The organism is Paenibacillus sp. GXUN7292 (genome assembly GCF_050864975.1).
Taxonomy (GTDB): Bacteria; Bacillota; Bacilli; order Paenibacillales; family Paenibacillaceae; genus Pristimantibacillus.
The window spans coordinates 122,186-143,399 of sequence record NZ_JBOZWO010000011.1 but is presented as its reverse complement, the minus strand read 5'-3'; the positions used below and the strand labels follow the sequence as shown (position 1 = coordinate 143,399).

Genomic DNA, 21,214 nt, shown 5'->3' with positions numbered 1-21,214 from the left:
GGCCCGTTTAGAGCTGTCGTTTAAGATTGATTTATGAACGAAACACACTCTAAAAGAAAAGGAAGATGAGCAATGAAGATGATGAATCAAAAAGCAGCTATCGTAGCTCTGTCAGTACTTATAAGCGGAGGCGCATTGCTGCCCATCCAGAACGTCAAGGCGGCATCGCTGTCGACAACCAGCATCACACAGCCGGCGGCTTCATATTTCAACCAGCAGGTTGACCAAGCAATCCAGCAGCTGGTAAGCCAACAAGTGCTTAAAGGCTATGATGACGGAACAATGCGTGCAGAGAAGCACGTTACCAATGCCGAACTGGTTAAAATGATTGTGCTTGCGCTTGAGCTCGACAAGGATGGCGCTGCGAAACAAAATGAAGGCAAGAAGGAAAAATGGTATACCTCTTATGTAGAAACAGCGGCAGCCGCTGGACTGATAGAAAATACGAAGGATTTTCAGCCTAACAAGCCTGCTGAAATTGCAGATGCCGCATCCTTCGTCGCCAAAGCGCTGCAGCGAGATGTAAAATCGGTCCAATATTGGATGGATGGTCTTCAAATAAACGACAAAAAGCTTACGCGCGGCCAAACAGCGCAGCTTCTCGTATTGTCGCAAAAAGCGATCCGATCAGCTGATGCTGAGATCGTATCGATCAAGGCGCTTAATAAAGTAGCTTTTGAGGTCGTATTCACTGCGCCGCTAACGATAGCGGATGAAACGACAGATGCTGCAAATGCGAACTTTTCATTTGATCATAATTTGAAGCTTGTCAATCAGCCACGTCTAAAAACGGGTGCAATCTCTACTTATATTGTACCGGTTCAGACTATGACACCAGGCACGACTTATACAACCAACTATAAAGGGAACGGCGAGCATTCCGCTAAAGCAAGTGATGAGCTGATTCAGCTTAGCGGCGTTCGTCAGGTTACTGCGGACACTTTCGAGGTTGACTCCTTCCGCGCAGACGGCGTTATCGATTATGGTTATTTGATTTCAGCCTATGCAGGCGGACGGGGCGCTAATGCAGTTGTACTCGATGAGAACAATAAATGGAATGGGCAGGAAATGCAAATTATCCCTTCCCTTGCTACAAGACAAGCGACTCTGACACCTGAAGGCGGCGAGCCGATCACCGTCAGCTATGTTGGGTTCACACAATCGACAGATGGCAAGCAGGAGCCAAAATTCCGCCTGCCTGCAGGTACAACTTTGCAACCGGGTGTGAAATATACCGTAACGTCCGATTGGTTCGAGCTGGAGAACAATACGTTCACCGCACAAACGATAGCTCCACTTGAAATTGCTTCCGTAACGAAAGTTGATGCCGCTACCCTGAACGTGGCGTTGACTGCCGATCCTGGAGACGAGCTATTCGCTTATCGTTCCATTCAGTTGAAGGGCTCTGACGGCACCACATTAACTGCGCAATACAAAGTACAAACCCGCAAAGGCGCCGTTGGCGTATTCGAACTTCAAAACGATGGCAAGCTTGCCGATGGCGTCAACTATGAGATTACGCCTGTAGGCAGCTGGGCAACTGCTAATGAAGTAGTGCTAAGCGTGAAATAATAGGCTAAAGGAGCAGTCTTTTATGAGGCTGCTCCTTTTTAATAGCCAGTTAACAGGCTTAGGCGGAGAGATCGGTAAACCGTTCCTTCTGTAACGAAGCCTGGGGGCGCTATTTCGCATAAAATGCTCCTTTTGTAATTGTAACGCATCGTATGAGACTGTCGATTAATTGTGGATAGAGCAACAAGCAATAGAAAGGGGGCCACTGCGATCAAGGTTGGGATTCCGACCGCTGTTGTAGTCCAATTTTTGCAATTAAATAACCCCTGTAGAGGATAAAATTGGCCTACAAAGGCGGACGCTGCCGCTTCTCCATTCCCAATCTTGCTCTTGTTGCTCACAATTAATCGACAGTCTCTGTTTATTAGCATTCGTTAGAGTTTCAAACGTCTAATACGAAGCTGCTCCTTTTCTCGCCTTAACTTAATAATCAGACTCCTTCGCCTTTTGCAGCTCAGCCATATCAGCTATTGCCTTATAAATATTCGGCGGGTATTCCGCTAATCGATGACAAAAATATAAGTGCCACTCCCGTCCATACGGAACATACACCTGCGTCTTGTATCCGACTTTTTTAAGCTGTTTTAGCTTCTCTGGCCGAATGCCATACAGCATTTCCATTTGCACATTTGACCTGTCCAAGTAACCGCGCTTCTGGACTTCCTCAATAATGGATTCGTCATGCGTTGCGATGGACAAGGAACGCCCGGCAGAAAGAATCGTTTCCGTCAAATGAAGATACCTGTTATTCAGTTCCTCTGATCTGGGCAATGCCATTTGTTCCGGTTCTTTAAACGCCCCTTTCACGATTCTGACAGGTCCAGTGCATTCTGCTATTTCATTGAAATCTTGCAAGGTACGATGCAAATGCGCCTGCAAGGTAATGCCAATGTTGGAGCAGGCTTCGCTGCTTCGTCTATATAATTGAAGAATTCTATCCGTTTTCGCCGACTCCTCTGCGCTTATCATAATGTTCATTCGATACTGCGCCGCCTCTTTTGCCAGTTCAATAAGCTGCCCGTAAGCAAATTCTGAATCTACCTCCAAACCGATATGCGACAGATCCAAAGAGATCGTTGTTTGTATACCAGCAGCACCAGCTGATCGAATTAAGTGTATAAACTCCGCTTTGGCAAGCTCGCACTCTTGCATGGTACGCGTATTTTCCCCAATATACTCCAAAGACACCGCATATCCCTTCGAGATCAGCTCCTCAGCTTCCGCTACCGCAGTTTCCTTGCTTTCTCCTGCTATAAACCTCTGAGCTGCTCGAAATAAAATCGGATAAAGCTCCTTCGATTGCTCCACATATGCTCTGATGTCTTCCCTTCTAGCTATCCTCTTAAGCATATTGGAAGCCAAAGCGGCCCACTCAAGCTCTTTCATCCAGCATCCCTCCACGACTACGTAAACTTACAGTTTCTAATGTATCGTGTTAATATGGTTTATAATAGGACCACTAATTGATAAATTTAGGGGTACCACTTTTATAAGGGACGGAATAAAGGATGACATGGGTACAAATCAATCGGGCATCAGGCGTGCCGCTTTATAGGCAAATTTATGAGCATTTTCGGAGTAAAATACTGCAGGGCGAGCTGCGCAGCGGCGAACAAATTCCGAGCACTCGAGAACTGGCGGCCAGCTTGTCTGTATCGCGTAATATCGTTGTCGAAGCTTATGAACAGCTGTTTGCGGAAGGATTTATTGAAGGCAGGCAAGGTTCGGGAACCTTTATCGCAGAGGGAACCTATTTGGAAGGTTTAGTGGATTTAGAAGTGTTGAACAGCATCAGGCAGACTGAATTTGACGTTTCTGCTTTAATGGAATCGCCTCCTTCAGAATGGATTGATTTTCGCCCCGGCATTCCAGCCCTGGACCTTTTCCCGCGAAAAATATGGAGCAAGCTTGCTGAGCAAGTATATTTGCATGGACCCGATTCGGCTGTCGGGTATGGCAGGCCTGAAGGCCGGGCAGAGCTTAGAGCCGTTCTGGCACGGTATTTGCGCCGAACTAGAGGGGTGATATGCCATCCCGAACAGTTATTGATTACGACCGGAGCTACACAAGCGCTATCGCTTATTGCAAAGCTATTTTTGTCAGAGGACACGAAAGCCATAATTGAAGATCCCATTACTCATGAAATCCAAACGATGTTTTCCGTACCAGGCACAACGCTGCTTCCTATTCCTGTCGACGAGCACGGCATGATGACCAGCCTGCTTCCCTATGATAAACAGCCAAGCTATGTCTATGTGACTCCTTCTCATCAGTATCCGCTGGGAGGCATTCTGCCCATTCAACGCCGCGTTCAATTAATTCAGTATGCAAGAACGACAGGCTGCTATATTGTTGAGGATGACTACGACAGTGAATTCCGTTATGAAAGTCCGCCTGTAAGCTCAATGCAAGGCTTGGAACCGGATAAGGTCATCTATATCGGAACATTTAGCAAAATTTTATCACCGTCATTACGGATGGGTTATTTAATACTGCCGCAAAGCTTGATCTCAAAAGCTCGCAAACTGAAGTGGCTAACCGACCTGCACACCCCTTCCTTCGAACAATTAATACTTGCCCGCTTCATAGATGAAGGCCATTTGGACCGCCATGTTGCAAAAATGAAAAAGCTCTATCGCAGAAGAAGAGATTGCTTGATGAAGTCGCTCGTGAGCCACTTCAGTCCATCTGTTCATCTATCGGGCTATTCGACGGGGCTTCATTTCATTGCTGAATTTCCTGACATTGCATTCAACAGCGGCTTATGTGAAACCTTAGAGAAGAACGGCGTCAAAGTATATCCCGTTGAACTCCACGCCATTAACAAGGACGCACAGCGTAATCGGATTGTATTGGGCTTTGGTAACTTGTCGGAGGATAAGATTGAAGAAGGCGTTCAAAGGCTGGCTTCAGCTTTATTGCCCCTATTGGAGAAAGAGAAGGGCTGATCTAGCAGGGGGAGACTCATACTAATTGCTAAATGCATTAAGCGGGACTACTGCTAATCGCATCGAGCAAGACTCGCTGCTAATTGCTAAATGCTAAGCGCACCTGGCACGACTCGTACATAATCGCACCAAACAGGACTCGAACATTTGCTAATCGCACCGATTGCACCACGACTCCATTTGTATGCTAAGCGCACCTACACGACTCACACTACTTGCTAATCGTACCAGGCACGACTCGTACCAACTGCTGAATCAAGCTAAACTCATATAAATGATGCTGAAGTACATCATTTTTTTCAGTTCCGGAGTGTCTATTGAAAAATGATGCGGTTGTACAGGATATTTGTGCACTAAGTTACTTTTTAACCGAAATTAGTGGAAAATGCTGCAGAATCGCAGGACTTTCACTAAAATAGCCCTCTATCCCGAAAAAATCCTGCACTTTCGCAGGCTGTTGAAAAACTCGTTTGGAAACCCTAACGAATCCTGGGAGGGTGTCGATTAACAAGATTTGGGGTTCCGACCGCTGTTGTAGTCTAATTTTCATGAATAAATAATGCCTGTAAAGGAAAAAATTAGCCTACAAATGCGGACGCTACCGCTTCTCCATTCCCATTCTTGCTCTCCGTTTCCCCTTTCTCATTGCTTATCAATAGTTGCTCACAATGAATCGACAGTCTCCCTGGTAACGTTATTACACCAAAAAAGCTTGTTTTAAAAATGTAACGAATCGTAGCATGCTTATTGGCTGTAAAACGCTGCCTAAATGAGCATTTGTTCACAGATAGCGCCTCTACGATTCGTAAGAATTTCAAAAGGCACATTTTATGTGAAATAGCGTCTTGAAGATTCGTTACATAATGGACAGCTTCTCGAGCGCTCCGCTTTAGGTCTATTGGTGCAATAACTAACTATAAAAAAGAACCTGCAGCATTCGCTGCAAGTTCTTTTTATATACGTGCACATCGGCTCTGCCATGCGTTCTCCAGGATTCATACAACTCGACTTAAAGCTTCGCCAGTATACTCGGATCTTTAATCTTGTTATCCTCAGCCAAGAGCAGCAGCTTGGACATAATTTCCGCGGTGCGCGGATCGCTGTCCACGAACGGCAGGAACAGTCTGCCCCGGCTTTGCGAATGAACAGGCACAATATTCAGCGCTCCTGTTCCTTTCTTATGAACAACACCCGATCCCATATGCACGGAGTACTCGCCAAGCGTGCCTGTAATATGCGCATGCGAGCCTTCAATCCGCACATTGCCTACATCCAGCAGCATAAGCAGCTCACGAGCTATGGCGGCTCGCATCTCAACAGTAGAATGGCTAGCCTCCGGATCAACGCCGCCTGCATGCGCAACACTGACGACAAGATCGATATCCCGCATCACTTCGGAAAAGATAATCGCAGGAACTTGATCCAGCTTCACCGGCTTAAAGGTAGCCCGATCAAAAAACTGCACCGTCTCCAGTGTCGGCGGCTCAATGTCTGACGGAGAGAACCAATCAGCCATCGCATACATGCGGGCAATCAGGTTTTCTTTGTAATAAACCTTTTGCAGCCCTTCCTCATAATCTACGGTCCACGTCCGTCCGCGCAGCAGCGCCACGGTTCGCTGCGGCTGCACCTGATGACCCGCGTAACGGCGGGATACCGTACCCGCTGCCGCTTCATCCGCATCCATGCGATAGTATTCACGGAATACCTGCTTAAACGGCTGCTTGATTTGCCGCTCGAACAAGTCCTTTTGGAAGTCGCTCCACAAACCGGATTCATATAGGTCCACTGGGTGAGCGAGGTACAGAACAGCTTCTGCGGCAAGCTCTTTCAACGTGCCATCCGGCTGACGAAGCGAGAATTCGCCACTGGCTTGACGCAAATTTCCGCCACTGGCTTGACGCATATATCCGCCATTGGCTTGATGCAAATTTCCACCACTGGATTGATGCAAATATTCCCCATCGGCTTGATACAAGTATCCAAGCTGACGCTCAGCTGGCAGCACCCACACTAATGACTGGACCAGCGGCGCTACAATTGGATTTCGGGTAATGTTGATCAATTCTTCAAGCGTGAAAGCCGTTTGGTGCTCCATCGCCTGCTCCAGGCTTTTCCGCGCCCTGGCGTATTGATCTTTAAGCGACTTTTGCAGCTCTTTGAGCTGAAGCACCTGCTCATGCTTAGTTATCGCAGACGGTATACTCTTCAAAGCTTTTCCTGCTTTTTCTACATGTATAGTTACTTCGCTTTCCTCTTCAATGGCAAGCCAAAGCTCTACACCGTTAATAGTTTGCGGGCTAAAATACTTTTTAATCTCCTCAAATTTATCTGCTTCAAGCGTCCACATCATTCGATTGACATCGCTGTAGCCCAAATTACGCGCCAGGTTTTCTAAAGCGATTGCGCTGGCAACCCCTTCACTCTCACGCCGCTGAGCGCCGAACTGCTTGCTTTCCTTCAGAAACCGCTGAATAAACTCGTAACGCCCCAGTGCATCCTGCTTATCGTTTTCTTTAATCGGAATAAGCGTAAAGCTGAGCAGCTTGTCTTTGTTGCGCGACTTGGCGATTTCCTCCGCCAGCTGCCCCTTATCCAGCCTGCCAAGCGTCGCATCGGCGAACAGCTGGGCGCGGCGATGGCTGCTGCCGCCGTCCGAAATATACTTGGCACAGCTGTAAAGCATTTGGAATCGCTCATCTCCTAGCTCTGCATATGCGCTTTTAAACCACGCACTGTCAAATGCGCCGTCGTTAAAGCTTTGCGGAGAAATTGGCGAGAAGATCGCTACCTCCGTTTCCTTCTGGGCCGAGAAGGTCGCATTGATATGAGCATGAAAGTACCAGGCTGCACTCTTTAAGCCCGGCCAGCCCAAATATTGCTGTACAATATTTACCCACTGCGGTGCATACATTGCCGCTTCAAGCAAACGCTGCTCCGAAATATCCGTATCCGTGAGCAGCTTGCCAAGCAAAGCAGCATCTTCCCCTTCAGCCGGATAACAGCTTTGCAGCAAGGAGCTGAGTATCTCCTTCTTCGTCTCTCTGCTGCCATAGCTGTAGCCGCGTTGAAACGTCTCTTTGCCCAAGCCGGTCAGAAGGCTCGTAAAATGCCTCATCCCTTCAAACCTGTAAATAAATCTGACCAATGATGAAACCTCAGTCGGCATATCACCGCGCAGCGCTTCGATTTCTACCATCCGGTCCACCGCTTGCTTCGTCAGATCAGCCAAACGGGGACTATAGGTTAATGCGGTCTTGCTCCATTTCGGGTGTGTAAGCAAACGGATCAAATCGTCTGCAAACAAGCCCGTCATCATTTCCTTTAGCATTTGCTGCTCTGTCAACAAACCGAGCTGCAAAGCGCGGGCAAATAAATCAAGCTGAAGCAGCGAGCCGTACTTTTTCTCTGTTAATTGATAGCTGGAATAAGCGGTATAAAACCATTCCGTAAACTGCTCGTCGTTTACAATCACGGAGTTAGCTTCATTCAGCCAGAAGGTTACGAGCCAGGATTCGAGCGGCGGTTCGTGTCTGTCCCTATAATAGTAATCCTCGTTATACGCATAACTGTTCAGGCTGCACTGCTCCACGGTCATCCTGGAACGCAAATGCTTATACGTATCCATGCATAGGCGGAATACCTCCTGCTGATTTTGCTCAGCAAGCAGCAAACGAATCAATTGAACGATAAACTTAAAATAAGGCAGATCCCAGACTCCATCATACATATGCTCGATGACATCACTGTAAATCTCTTTAAACCAAGTTTCTCTATGATTAAATTCTTCCCTGGTTCCGATTGTCGCCGATAATAGCTGCAGCATATCTGATGCTGTCAGCTTCAAATCCCGGGCTGCTTGTCTCCACAGCTCAGGAAGCGGATAATGATCAAGCTTATCTTTGGCGTCATTCCCTTTTTCTTGCCCATTGTACATTTTGCTGAGGCTATAGTATTGATTGCCAAGCAATACTTTTTCAATTCTGCCGTCATAATATTCCGTTTCATATTCGTAATCCTTGTTCGCTTCAAATATGGCTGCAAAATGCGCGGCAATTTGCTTCAAACGCTCGCTATTGATGTACAATACCCCTTCAATCTGCGGCGTAAGCGGAAGCGGCATGGAATCAGCTTTTTGCAGTGCAGGATGATGATATTCATCCGGAATATGGATAGCAGCGTCAGGATCATACAAGCCAAAGCCATTGCTTGCACTGTACTGCGGCTGCACAGTATTCAGCAGCTTATCAATGAGCACCTGCTCCTGCGCCGTGGCGCGGCCAGCGGCATGAAGCTGCTCGACCTTTTGCAGCATTGCAGAATACAAAGCCTGCCGCTCATCGCTTTGCTGCAATTGGTTTACAAGCTCCAGCCCTGCAAGCCGCTGCTGCACGCTGGATGCTGCCAGCAGCTCAGTCAACGCTGCGCTTAGCGGTTCATCATTTTGCTTGATTAACAATTCAATCGCGCCCTGTCTGACCGCACCCGATTTTTGCTTTAACAGCGCAGTAACTCTGTCCTGTTCGGGGGCAGTAAGCTCCAGCTCACCCATTATTTTTAATATAGCCTCACGGTTGCTTGAGCTCTTATCGCCCAATGCTGTCAATAAAAATGCCCGCTGCTTCTCGCTTTGCAGCCTGCGTATATAATAAACAATGAAAGCAAGTCTATTTTGGGTACCCATATGGTCATAGGACTCTATTAAACGATCAATCATACTGGAATTAAAATCATAGGATACAATCGTCAGCAGCCTGCCCGTCACTTCATCAGGGTCAAGCTGAATGGCGCCCCATGAAAATACACTTTCATTGAAAACCTTTGTCGAGCCTTTCAGCTGCTGGAACAGCTGCAGCAAAACATCAAACTGCTCCTTCCGCTTATCGAAATCAGGATCAAGAGGCGAAGTCGGCCCGTTCGGCTCCATCTTGCGGCGTTCCCAACTATAGGTGCTTATGCTGCTATATTCATAATGATAATTTCTAAGCAGCCATGCCAGCAATTCCATATCATCTGCCGCTGCAGCGAGATGCCTTGCCGCTACCTCATGCTGCACCTTGCCCAGATCAGAGTGCGACAGAAAATACAAGGCAGCCAGCTTCTTATATCTGGCGCCGCTTTGCAAAGTACGATCTATAAGCTCCTTCGTATCCTCTATTTCTCTGTAAGCCGCCCCCCACAGCATAAAATAATAAACTAAAGCATCACTGCTTTGCTCCGCTTCAGCCGCATAAGAAGAATCCGTTAAAGAGCGCAGCGCAAGCTCCAGACATTTGCGGATGACTGCAGGCTTTTGATCCGAAAACCCAAGGCCCGTCCACGTATCAAGTGCTCGTATTACAGCGCTGAATCTTTCTAATTTATTATCTATAATAAATTTAACCAGATAAATAACTGCCTCTATCGTCCCTTCATCCAGGCTTTCAACGATATGCTGGCGCAAGCCCTCCTGCAATCTGGCAGCAAGAAGAAGCTTACCGAGCATCTCGTAGCATTCTACATTATGGCTTCGGACAATTCCGCGAATCATATTACGGGATAGAAGCGCCGTCTGATTTTCACCAAATAAAACATCGCTTAATGCTTCAACAACTGCCTTATTGCCGTTATCAATTTCCCTTGCAATCAGATAAGACATAATATAGTCATCTGACAACTGTTTATCTGGCGAGGTCAAATATTCAAGCACCGTGAAATCATAAGCTTGGTAAAAATAATAACAAGACACAAGCTCTAATATTCCATCTAAATAATAACTGCAATTTTGCGATCGGTAGCCTTTTCGATAAGAATATTGACCCGAATACGTATACTCCAGCCGTCTGCGCAGCAAATCAAACAAATCCTCCGTACGCGCTGCACCAAATAGAAGGCTGCAAGCCTCGCGCAATGCCCCATCCAATAACGTCTCTGCATCTTTTATTTTCTTTACAGAACAGCCATAAGCCTCATCCAACTGATCAAACAGCTGTTTTGTACGTTCTTCTCGATTATTATAGTCTTTGTTTATGTACAAAAATAAACCGTTAGCCAAATCATAATACTGATGATGACTGGACTTGTGCAGCTGCTTTTCTATCTCATCCAAGCGCTCTTGTTTTATGTCGATCTCCACTCTTTGACCCATCATAATTCCTCCCAGCGTTAATACATCGTTCCTGACAGCAAAGTAAGACGTATAAAAGTAAACACGGCACCTTCTTTCAGCTCAAGCGGTTGATCCAAACGCTCTATTACTTTTTCATCTACAAGCACTTTATATATGCCATCTTCAAAAGCTTGCCATGCATGGGCAACAGCCAGCTCTTCATCAGCCTGCCGTTCATCATAAGCAGCACCGAAGCCGACTTTTCCGGATTGTGCCTGATTCTCCAGCTGCTCATGAGTTAAATAAGGAAAGATCGCTTGTTCAATACTACGATCATTATAGCGGCGCACCTGCTCTGTCACAATTTCTTGAATGACCTCCCTTAAGCTGGAGGCATATTCCGATATTGAAGCTTCAACCAGCTCCAAAACAGGCCTGCGCTTGCCGGCAGCCTTCACTCTAAAATAAATTTGCATCACGAATCCTCCTGCCCTAACCGGATTACTCTCTTTTCGGATAAATAATGAAACCTATCTTCCAACATCTAGTATATTATTTAATATTAAAATGTTGAAGTCACTCTATCGATTAAATGGCTGCCGCCTGTGACATCTGCATATTTGCACAAGTTATATATACGAAAAAATCCCCAGAGATAAACGATACACTCCAGGGATTTTTATTTATTTATTTATTAATGTCCGCGCACACGAGCCTTTTTAGCCGGCCAAAACACACGCTCACCGACCAGCTTCGTAATGGCAGGGACTAAGAACGGTCTTACAATAAACGTATCCAGCAGGACGCCTATCGCAGTAATTAATCCAAACTGCATCAGAACCTGCAGCGGCAAGGAGGCTAATACTGCAAACGTTGCTGCCAATATTAATCCCGCAGAAGTAATAACACTGCCTGTTTGGCTGACACCTTCTTTAATCGCTTGGGAAAGCGGCATTTCCCTGCTCTTTTTCCATATGCTCGATACCATAAATATATTATAATCTTCACCTAGCGCGATCAGGAATACGAATGCGTATAGCGGAATCGCCCCTTGAATCGCTTCAACCCCAAGGCCGTAATGCAGAATGATCCACCCAAGTCCTAAAGCCGCCAGGAAAGACAGTAACACCGTAGCAATCAAATAAAGCGTCGCCCACACCGAGCGTAAATAGACAAACAGCAATATCATAATTAGCAAAATAACTAGCGGCATAATGATGGAGCTGTCTCTTTGATTCGTTTTCATATTGTCATATTGCTCGGCGGTCTGCCCGCCAATCCATATTTGATCAGCAGCATTCTCAACTCCATGAGCCAGCAGCACTTCTTCTACCGTCTTCCTTAACTGAGGAACAGCCTCCATCGCTTCCAGCTCGTAAGGATTCGTATGCAGCACAATCGTATAGGCAGCATAATCGGCAGAAGCCTTGCTTTCCTGCGGCTCACTCACAGAGCCCGTCTGCGGGAATTTTTCAATCGCCTGCGCAACATCGCTTCTTAGCTTCTCACGGTCGGCCACATTGTTATCTCCAATAACAAGCGTCAAAGGCGCAAGCTCGCCGGGCTCGAATGCTTCCGCTATTTGGCTAAAGCCTTCCCTGGACGGCATATCATCCGGGAAAGAGGATAACAAATCATATTTATACGGAATACCGTACGAGAAAATCGCCAACACACCCAACAGCAAGGTGCTGACAATAACAACCGTCCAAGGCTTCGTAATAACAAGCTTGCCGATCCGGTTGCCAAACTGCTTCTCAGGATCTTTCTTTTTATGCTTTTTACCTGTTTTCGCCTCATGCTTGCGCTCCATTTGCTCCGTTCTTGGAATAAACGGTACAAAAGCTTTACGGCCTATAATCGCAAGAATTGCCGGAACAAGCGTCAAGCTCGCTATACACATAATGAGAATCGACAAGCTGAATGGAATTGCAAAACGCTGGTACGCGCCGTAATGCGCGGCCAATAAAGCAAGAAGCGCAAGCACAACCGTAAAACCACTCATCGCAATAGCGCCAGATGCACCCGAGAAAGTCTTTTTAATCGCCGTTTTATGCTCCTCCGTATGCAGCAATTCATGTCTGAATCTTGTAATAAAAAATAGGCAGTAATCTGTTCCTGCACCAAACAGCAGCACCGTCATAATAGCTATCGCTTGCGAATCAACGACAATCCAGCCCTTGGAAGCCATCCAGCCAAGTATCGGGCTCGTCACAACATAGGCAAAGCCGACACCAACAAGCGGAATAATTGCAAGAATAGGCGAGCGGTAAATTAATAATAATAGTACGAGTACTAAAATAACTGTAGCCATCAGCAATACAAAATCGGCATTTTTGAATAAATCTGTAGCGTCCACCAAAATGCCAGCAGGTCCGCTTATTCTAGCCGTTAACGTATTGTTTTCATTCACGCCGGCTTCAAAAGGATTGCTCTCTGTCCATTGCTTCGTTTTATCCTGAATCGCAAGCAAATTTTCCTTCAGCGTTTCAGTTTGCGTATCCTCTTCAAATAATAAAGGCTGAATAAATACCGTGCCGTCCTCTGACGTCATTTGCTGCAGCGCCTGCACCGGCATCATATGGAGCGGAATGCCATCATGGAGTGCTGTTAGCGGTTGTGCCGCCAACTCTCCTGCCAGCTTCTGAATGACAGTATAATCCGCTTCCGTAAGCCCGCTGTCCCTTTGCCATACAATAAGCGCAGGTATGCCGGCTTCGCCAGGAAATTGCTCAGCAATCAGCTTGCTCGCTTCGACAGAAGGAGCATTATCCTTAAGATTAGGTGCGTTGTTGCGCTCATACTCCTTCACATTCGGCAGTGCTATCGTTAATACAACGGCAACGATCAACCACACTGCAACAGTCACCCATTTGCTGCGTGGCCCAGCTGTAGCAGCCGTTAATTTACCCATCTTCTCTTCCTCCGTTTCCCTAACTCCCGATATGGATTACAATATAAACTAACAGATGCATTTAATTATATATACTGTTCGGTTAATTAATCAACTACTTTCTTGACCGATGCTTATTTTTCATATTTGGTTTATTATATGACTAGAGCAAAGAACTATGCTGGAGGATAAATACGATGGCTAATCAACCAAAGAAAAGAAAACCTGGAAGACCAAAACTAGACGACTCCAAACACACGATGCAGCTTATATTGCAAACTGCTGCACAGCTATTTATGACCCAGGGCTATGAAAAAGTCTCTTTGGATTCCGTAGCTAGCGCATGCCAGCTTACAAAAGCTAGTTTATATTATTACTTTCAAAATAAATCTGAGTTATTTACACAATGCGTCGTAAACGTATTAGCATTTGCCAATGCGCAAACTCAAAAAATATTGAACGGCGAAGGAACCATTCAGCAGAAGCTGAAACTAGCGGCTATCGGGAGAATGCGCAATGCTGAAGTCGAATTTGAAACGATGATGCGGGAAGTAGCCCCCCATTTGTCCGAGGAACAAATCAAGCGTATACGCAGCACCGAAGAAACGATCTACGAATCGATTGCCGATGCGCTGAGCAAAGCGATCGAGAATGGCGAGATCCGCCCTTGTAACCCCGTCCTCGTCACTCATCTGTACACAAGCATGCTTATGATCCGCAATCGCAAGCATTTTATGGACATTGTACAAACAGTCGAAGAAGCTGCAAATGAATTAGTAGAACTGATATTTGAGGGGTTAAAGCCAGAGTAATTGGGAAAAACGTATAAGAAAAAGCGAGCCCTTGTCGATAACGACAAGGGCTTTTGTTCAACCTTATTATTCCGAACCAGTGATCGCTTGAAGCGCTTTTTCCCTAGCCTTCTCTTTTGCCGAGTCAAATTGCTGCTTCCAATTAGGCATAGAATCTGTGACAAGCTGAGCATCTTCATATTCAGCAGTTGCTTGGTTCAGTAACTGCTGAAAGCTGCTGTCGCATTGACTTTCGGCTTCTACAATTGCACCTAAATATTTTTCCCCGATAGTAGCAAGGGAAGCATCTTTATCAGCCTGTATCTCTTTTGAAATCTTGGCGGCTAAATTCATACTTGCCGATTGACAGGAGGCTTTCAATTTCTCCATTTCAGCAGTTATTTTCGTATCAATCTCTTTTTTCAACTTTTCTTTTTCATCATCCACTGGTGCTGAAGCCTGTTCCTTGGATGACTGATCTGGCGACGTCGTTGGAGACACTGTAGCAGAAGGAACAGCAGTCCCATTACTCTGACCTTCAGTTTGCTTATTTCCACCCTGCCCTGTTCCAGCGCTTTCTACAGGTAATGCCGAGCTGGGAGGTGTCGCAGAGGGGCTGGGCTTTATTTCATGATCAGTGTTAAAACCCGGTTGCTCGCTCTCTTCTACTTCCGTAGACGTATGTTCTGCTATCTGACCCTTCAAATCAGAAGCCTTTGACAACTTATTGTATAAATTCACACTTCCATAAACAATCAGAGCGACAACGATTAACGAGCCTGCTCCAATCATTATCTTCAAAAACAACTTATTCATTTCTGCTGCAACTCTCCTCATTTGCTGCTAATAATACGAAAGAAGCTGCCGCATTTACGATCTTGCGTCAGCTTTTTCAAGCAATCTTTTATAGTGGTAATCGATTCTACAATATAATTCAGATCGTTTCCTATAACAAATGCAGCCATCTAATAATAATTCATGGTAAGCCAAGCTTATTCGATGCCAGGAACGTATAGTCAAAAGGCTAATCCACAAGTTAATCCCCTCACATGGCAGATTGAATTAATCGTAGATTACCATATTAAGTACCAATTACACAGAGACTTAAAGACTATTTATACAGCATTCCGAGGCATTCCAGTTCATTTCCGCCTAATCCGCAGCATCTTGTACAGTCCTGCAAATAGCAATATGCCCAAAGCTGCTCCTGCAGAATCAATCAGCACATCTCGCACCTGTCCGCCACGCCCATCTACAAACAGCTGATGCACTTCATCTGATATGGCATAAAGAACAGATATTCCAAACGCGTACAGACTCGCCCGGCGCAATCTGACCCGAAATGCAGTTAACCCGGACATTAAAAAAATCCCTAATATAAAGTACAGAAAGAAATGAGCATTCTTTCTAATCCAGTGGTTCCACTGATTCAAGTCCAGCTGTTGATTAGTTACCTTCTCAATAGCTCTGACAACCTTCTCCGTTATTCCTTGACTCAAGTCGTTAGAATGCGAAGCAGGCTGACTTGATAATAAAAATATAACGATGAGCCAAAATAAAACGATACAAACGAGCAGTAGCCTTTTCAGTCTTTTACTCATTACTCACTTCATAACCACGTACATCCATAATTTTTCCTCCACTTACTAAGACAGCTTATAGTAATTGACGTACCAATTGGCAAAATGTTGCAAACCCTCTTCGATAGAGGTTTGAGGTTTAAAGCCAATCGCTGCTTGCAACGAAAATAACCTAGAAAGACAACAGCTGCTTTTAAGGTTTTGTAGGATTGCCAAAAATGCTACCTACCAAGCTGCCAATTAGAACAGCCTAACGGGTACTGCTATACTAACTGTTTATTATAATTTTTCTCAAACCGCCAAGCATCCCTGCACATAGCAATAAGATCTCGCTTTGCTGTCCAACCTAGTTCTTTCTTTGCTTTTGAAGCATCTGCATAGCATAAAGCAATGTCCCCAGGTCTACGATTCACGATTTCATAAGGGACCTCAATATCATTAGCTTCTTCAAAAGCTTTCACTAATTCAAGTACACTAGTGCCTTTTCCAGTTCCCAAGTTATAAATATGAACACCTTCAGTTAGATTTTCCAATGCAGCAACATGGCCCTCAGCAAGATCCATTACATGAATGTAATCGCGAACCCCGGTACCATCCACTGTAGGATAGTCATTTCCAAAAACTCTTAATTTCTTAAGTTTGCCTTTTGCTACCTGAGTGCAATATGGCATTAGGTTATTTGGAATTCCAGTAGGGGCTTCACCAATTAATCCGCTCTCATGAGCTCCTACTGGGTTAAAATATCGAAGGATCGATATCGAGAGAGCAGGATTCGCTTTTGCTATATCAGTTAAAATTCGTTCACTCATAGCTTTTGTTTCACCGTAAGGGTTAGTTGTAGGAAGGAGACCCATCGTCTCTACAAAAGGCACTTTATTATCTCCATACACTGTTGCTGATGAGCTAAATACAAACCTATTTACACTATACTTCTGACAAGCTTTTGCAAGTACTATAGTGCTCACTATGTTAGTGTAATAATATTCAAGTGGTTTTTCTACTGATTCGCCAACTGCCTTAAGGCCGGCGAAATGAACAACCCCTTCAAATTTATGATTCCTAAAAATAATATCAACTGCTTCTACATCCGTTACATCTATTTCGTAAAAAGTAACTTCCTTATTTGTAATATCCATAATCTTTTCAACAGTTTCTCTCTTACTATTTGAAAGGTTATCAGCAATAATTACTGACTGCCCTGCTTCTAATAAAGCAACAACAGTGTGGGATCCTATATATCCAGCACCGCCAGTTACTAGTATATTCATTACGGGCCCCCTATCTTACGATTAACTACAAAAATAAATGATTCATGAAAAGATACTATTCTTTAGTAGCTGCTACTTCATTATTCATTATCTTCTGTAATACTTCTCTTAACTGTGTTGATGAAGTACCTTCTGTGTATGGAAAATACTCAATCCCAACCCCTACATCTTTAAATTGCCTTTCATACTCAATCCAGTTTGCGGTACCCTTCCAATCACTTCCTACAAACATAACATCGAACTTATATTTTTCCCAAGCTTGCATTTTGTTCATATTTTCTTGGGGTACCACTTTGTCCACATATTTAATACCTTCGACTATCGCCATTCTTTCACTGTGTGGTATAATAGCTTTTTTATTTTTATACGATACTAATTTATCGGTTGTAACACCAACTATTAAAAAGTCACAGTGCTCTTTTGCTCTTTTCAAGATATTTAAATGACCAATATGAAACATATCAAAAACACCTGTTGTATAACCAATTTTATATTTTTCCAACATAATTTCCCCCTCTTATGAGTTATAAGCATTGGACATCTGACAAGTTACTAGTTTAGAAAGACTTTTTATTCAGTAAGAGACAATTAATTCCCCACTTATTAGGGTGTAATGTAGCTACAGCCGACTGAAACCTATTTCTGTTGTAATGGTGGTCTTCAATATACTGAAACAGCTGTAATTTCGCCTCATCAATATCGCCCGATAACCAGCATTTTCTTTGAATAATGTAAACTTTCAATTGGAGTGTTATCATAGGGCAACCCTTAACTGAAAAAACTCACAACTCTAATACAACAGTTCTTTTAATCTTTTCAACTATTTCTTTTGATGCTGTGCCATTTTCGTAGAGGCGTATTTTCTTAAAAAAATGCTGTAGACTATCGCTATATTGCTCTTCGTTAAACTCTAATATATTATTTATAAGTTCTTCAATTGTTTTCGAAAAATAAAAAGGCAATTCATAGAGGTTGAAATATAATTGCCTCTCTTTAGCTAAATATTCATCCAAATCGTGTGCATGTAAAAAACATATTTTATTTGCAATAGCCATATCAAACATACACGAAGAGTAATCTGTTATAAGTATATCAGCGGCGCATAATAACTCTTGCATATCATCATAATCAGTGGCATCAATTATTATATCATCATAGTTAATTAATGAAGATAATTCAGATACATTGGGATGTAGCCTGATTAGCAGCCTCCAATCTCCACCAAATCTTTCTTGCGAAGATTTCAGTATTTGATTAAACTCTAAAATGTACGCGTCTATATTGGAATTACTTCTAAACGTTGGAGCAAATATAATTAAATTAACCCCTAAAGATATTTTAAAATGTTCATACACTTTATTTTTCACTTTTAAACTATCATTAAAAAAAACATCACATCTAGGTGTACCACATTTTAAAATTTCTTTATCATACCAAAAAGAATTTCGATATACATCCCAACTAAAATCACATCCTGCGATCATTAAATCACAATTTTCCGAGTCCTTTTTTGCCATTCTTATGTATGATTCAGGTAAATACTCCTCTACATCCTTTTCTATTTTCTTAAGTCTTAATGGACTATGCCAAGTCTGGATATAAAATTGATTTTTTCTTTTAGGTGGATAGAACGTTTTTCTACTATTATCTATCCAAACCTTTGCCGTTGCCAGTTCATATAATGCTCTCATAGATCCATATTCTACGATCTTAACTGTATTCGGAAACCGTGCTGCTACCATTAATTCTTTTTTTACTAACCAAATTATCTCAACTTTTATTTTCTCTTCAATTATCTTATTAATAATATATTTCCCATTGTCTCCGTAGCCTTTACCATAATAATTACAAATCACAATTTTATTTTTTTTTACCGGAAATAGCCAAAAATAGTAATTATAATTTCCATTTTTGACTTGGCTAAGAAAACCTATAACTTTTTTTGGTAGTATCTTTTTTAATATACTTTTCAAGATCCTTCCCCCTGTTTGAACTTTCATTAAGTGGTCTTCTTAAAATGTAACCCTCCCTTTTCCATAAGACATTACTTAATCAACTCCAGTAGATTAGGTAAGAATCCGAGAACTAAGAGTGAATACTTCCTCCGGCCTACTTGAATAGGCGGGGAGCGATGGTGATGTGTGTTACGTCCGAACAAATTTACTTTAGTGAAGAACAAAAATTAGTCTTAGACCCAAGAATTAATTGACTTTCTGTGCGTGATCAAAGGGTGCAAAGAAGAACATCTAGAGGCAGGTTACACGACGAATGAATTCACAAGAGTGCGCGATATTAAAAGGCTGGCATCGGACACTGATGAGGGCTGTACTGTCGGAGGACCCGTCGCCCCCATATGCAACAAACGAGAACGAACTAAAAGACAAAAGCGCGAAACTTACAGTGACTCTTGGATGTGAAGCATGATACGGTGCTTCCCGTTCTTCCGGGTGCTATTTACCAATAATGAAGCTTAAACTAATCCATCCAGGTGATCAAGGTCCAGCAGAAGATAACCCGTTCATTCTGTGGCCTTTAGGTTGCGCACTTTTTCTAGCCGTATTCTAGGTTTCGTTCCTACATTAAGGTAGGAGCATTCTAATTTACCACACTATTACAAATTGATTCCCACAATTCCATATGGGTTGTCTTTTTAAGGGCTGAATAGTTACCTTAAAATAACATCAGCGAGAATTCCCACTAGATATTTGGCCACTACGGTTTATAAAGGAACTCTTATTAGCCCAAACTACTATTACTCTATAAAGAAGAACGATAAATTGGGTTGCAACTGTAATTAAACATAAAGTAAAAACGCTAAAGTTACCTGATATCAAGAGTATACCTAGTGCCGCTATATGAAAAACTGAAGCTACAATAACAGATAAATTAGCATGCTTTGACTGACCCATTGGGGTCAAAACAGGAAATCCTAATATATAAACAAGTGGAGCCATAACAACAATCGGCATCAGTAATCGCAATATTCTACCCGCTTCCCTAAATTCTCCTCCTAAGAGAAGAGCGCAAAAATCATCAGCGTATATTCCTACTAGAATAGAACCAATTATCACAGGTGGCATTAATACCAAAAGTAATTTTTTAACTAGTTTAAAATCTCTATTCTTGACCATGTATGGATACAAACTATCCGCTATTGGGGAGAATCCGCTTTTGGCCGTATTTATCAACTTGTCTGCTGAAGTGTATAAACCTACTACATTACTACCTAACGAACTCATTAAACCTAGGGCAAACGTATTCGTTGCAGTATATGCTGTTGAGGCCATGCGAGAATAAAAAAAGTAACTCGACTTCTTGAAAGTTTGCCATAGATAATTAAAGTTAACTTGAACAAGTTTGATTTTCACGGTTTTGATTGCATGTAAATAAACACCTACTATTGCACCTATATTCCCTAACATCGTAAATAAGGGTATTAGGTGATAGTCACCTTTATCTTTTAAAAAGATAAATATCATTAAAACAAAGAATAATCTAATTAAAATAGTCCGGACCGTTATTATTTTCATGCTCTCCAAACCCCTATAAAGAAAGTCTGGAAGTAGTGAGGCAGTTGCAACTGACAGAAAGGTGAGTATATATAAAGAACTTTCTTCTTGGAATCTAGGTATAGTGGCGCACAATATAATTATTATAAAGAGTGAAAGCACAGACAATAATATCTTAATAATGTTAACCGAAGTTACTATTTTTGATAGTTCCTTCTTGTTATCACGATTTTTTGCTACATCCTCAGTCGCGGACAAAAGAAAACCAAAATCGATTATTAATTGAAAATAGGTCATAAATGCTAAAGCAAAACCAACCCTACCATAATAATCAGGTCCTAGTATCCTTGTTTGATATGGGACAGTAATAAAACTTAAAAAATATGAAGAAAAAACAAGAATATATAACATTAGAGTATTTTGTAGTAATACCTTTTTTTTTGACTGCCCTTTAGACATGGATTTATACTTCCTTCCACAACAACTGATTCACTAAAGAATTTTTTGATATAAAGAATCAATTGACCATCCAAAACTCAATATATATTAATAAATTCGATCAGGG

13 protein-coding genes are annotated in these 21,214 nt (G+C 43.1%); 3 read left to right on the top strand and 10 right to left on the bottom strand.

The window, feature by feature from the left end:
- The first annotated feature begins 72 nt into the window (after window positions 1–72).
- Window positions 73–1,572: an S-layer homology domain-containing protein gene (locus tag ACRRU2_RS11875; protein WP_432501802.1), complete on the top strand. Its 1,500-nt coding sequence runs from the start codon at window positions 73–75 to the stop codon at window positions 1,570–1,572.
- Window positions 1,573–1,995: 423 nt separating this feature from the next.
- Here ACRRU2_RS11875 and ACRRU2_RS11870 read toward each other — a convergent pair whose 3' ends face one another.
- Window positions 1,996–2,958 carry a proline dehydrogenase family protein gene (locus ACRRU2_RS11870; RefSeq protein WP_331702501.1) on the bottom strand — a complete coding sequence of 321 codons (963 nt, stop codon included), beginning with the start codon at window positions 2,956–2,958 and terminating at the stop codon, window positions 1,996–1,998.
- Between the two features lie 122 nt (window positions 2,959–3,080).
- On the opposite strand from ACRRU2_RS11870, the gene ACRRU2_RS11865 reads away from it, so the two are divergent.
- Window positions 3,081–4,520: a PLP-dependent aminotransferase family protein gene (locus tag ACRRU2_RS11865; protein ID WP_432501799.1), complete on the top strand. Its 1,440-nt coding sequence runs from the start codon at window positions 3,081–3,083 to the stop codon at window positions 4,518–4,520.
- Between the two features lie 1,009 nt (window positions 4,521–5,529).
- Here the strand turns inward: ACRRU2_RS11865 and ACRRU2_RS11860 are convergent.
- The 3 genes from ACRRU2_RS11860 to ACRRU2_RS11850 all read right to left on the bottom strand — a co-directional run bounded on the left by ACRRU2_RS11860 (window position 5,530) and on the right by ACRRU2_RS11850 (window position 13,522).
- Window positions 5,530–10,650, bottom strand: coding sequence for a DUF4132 domain-containing protein (locus ACRRU2_RS11860; protein WP_432501797.1), 5,121 nt, complete (start codon window positions 10,648–10,650; stop codon window positions 5,530–5,532).
- Between the two features lie 14 nt (window positions 10,651–10,664).
- Window positions 10,665–11,084 carry a hypothetical protein gene (locus tag ACRRU2_RS11855; RefSeq protein WP_432501795.1) on the bottom strand — a complete coding sequence of 140 codons (420 nt, stop codon included), beginning with the start codon at window positions 11,082–11,084 and terminating at the stop codon, window positions 10,665–10,667.
- A 218-nt stretch (window positions 11,085–11,302) separates the two neighbouring features.
- The gene (locus ACRRU2_RS11850) at window positions 11,303–13,522 is read right to left on the bottom strand and encodes an MMPL family transporter (RefSeq protein WP_432501793.1); all 2,220 of its coding nucleotides are present in this window, start codon (window positions 13,520–13,522) and stop codon (window positions 11,303–11,305) included.
- A 176-nt stretch (window positions 13,523–13,698) separates the two neighbouring features.
- On the opposite strand from ACRRU2_RS11850, the gene ACRRU2_RS11845 reads away from it, so the two are divergent.
- Entirely contained in the window at window positions 13,699–14,313 is a 615-nt protein-coding gene (locus tag ACRRU2_RS11845) for a TetR/AcrR family transcriptional regulator (RefSeq protein ID WP_432501791.1), read from the top strand.
- 66 nt (window positions 14,314–14,379) lie between these two features.
- On the opposite strand, the gene ACRRU2_RS11840 is transcribed toward ACRRU2_RS11845, so the two are convergent.
- The 6 genes from ACRRU2_RS11840 to ACRRU2_RS11815 all read right to left on the bottom strand — a co-directional run bounded on the left by ACRRU2_RS11840 (window position 14,380) and on the right by ACRRU2_RS11815 (window position 21,108).
- Complete coding sequence (locus ACRRU2_RS11840; protein ID WP_432501789.1) at window positions 14,380–15,108, bottom strand: hypothetical protein; 729 nt, start codon at window positions 15,106–15,108, stop codon at window positions 14,380–14,382.
- Window positions 15,109–15,434: 326 nt separating this feature from the next.
- Window positions 15,435–15,893 (bottom strand): VanZ family protein, encoded by a 459-nt coding sequence (locus ACRRU2_RS11835; protein WP_331700605.1) that lies wholly within the window; start codon window positions 15,891–15,893, stop codon window positions 15,435–15,437.
- A 242-nt stretch (window positions 15,894–16,135) separates the two neighbouring features.
- Window positions 16,136–17,140 carry a UDP-glucose 4-epimerase GalE gene (gene galE, locus ACRRU2_RS11830; RefSeq protein WP_432501787.1) on the bottom strand — a complete coding sequence of 335 codons (1,005 nt, stop codon included), beginning with the start codon at window positions 17,138–17,140 and terminating at the stop codon, window positions 16,136–16,138.
- 55 nt (window positions 17,141–17,195) lie between these two features.
- Window positions 17,196–17,645 (bottom strand): adenylyltransferase/cytidyltransferase family protein, encoded by a 450-nt coding sequence (locus ACRRU2_RS11825; protein WP_432501785.1) that lies wholly within the window; start codon window positions 17,643–17,645, stop codon window positions 17,196–17,198.
- Window positions 17,646–17,922: 277 nt separating this feature from the next.
- Entirely contained in the window at window positions 17,923–19,113 is a 1,191-nt protein-coding gene (locus tag ACRRU2_RS11820; protein WP_432501782.1) for a CDP-glycerol glycerophosphotransferase family protein, read from the bottom strand.
- 708 nt (window positions 19,114–19,821) lie between these two features.
- Complete coding sequence (locus tag ACRRU2_RS11815) at window positions 19,822–21,108, bottom strand: oligosaccharide flippase family protein (RefSeq protein WP_432501780.1); 1,287 nt, start codon at window positions 21,106–21,108, stop codon at window positions 19,822–19,824.
- Between the last annotated feature and the right edge of the window lie 106 nt (window positions 21,109–21,214).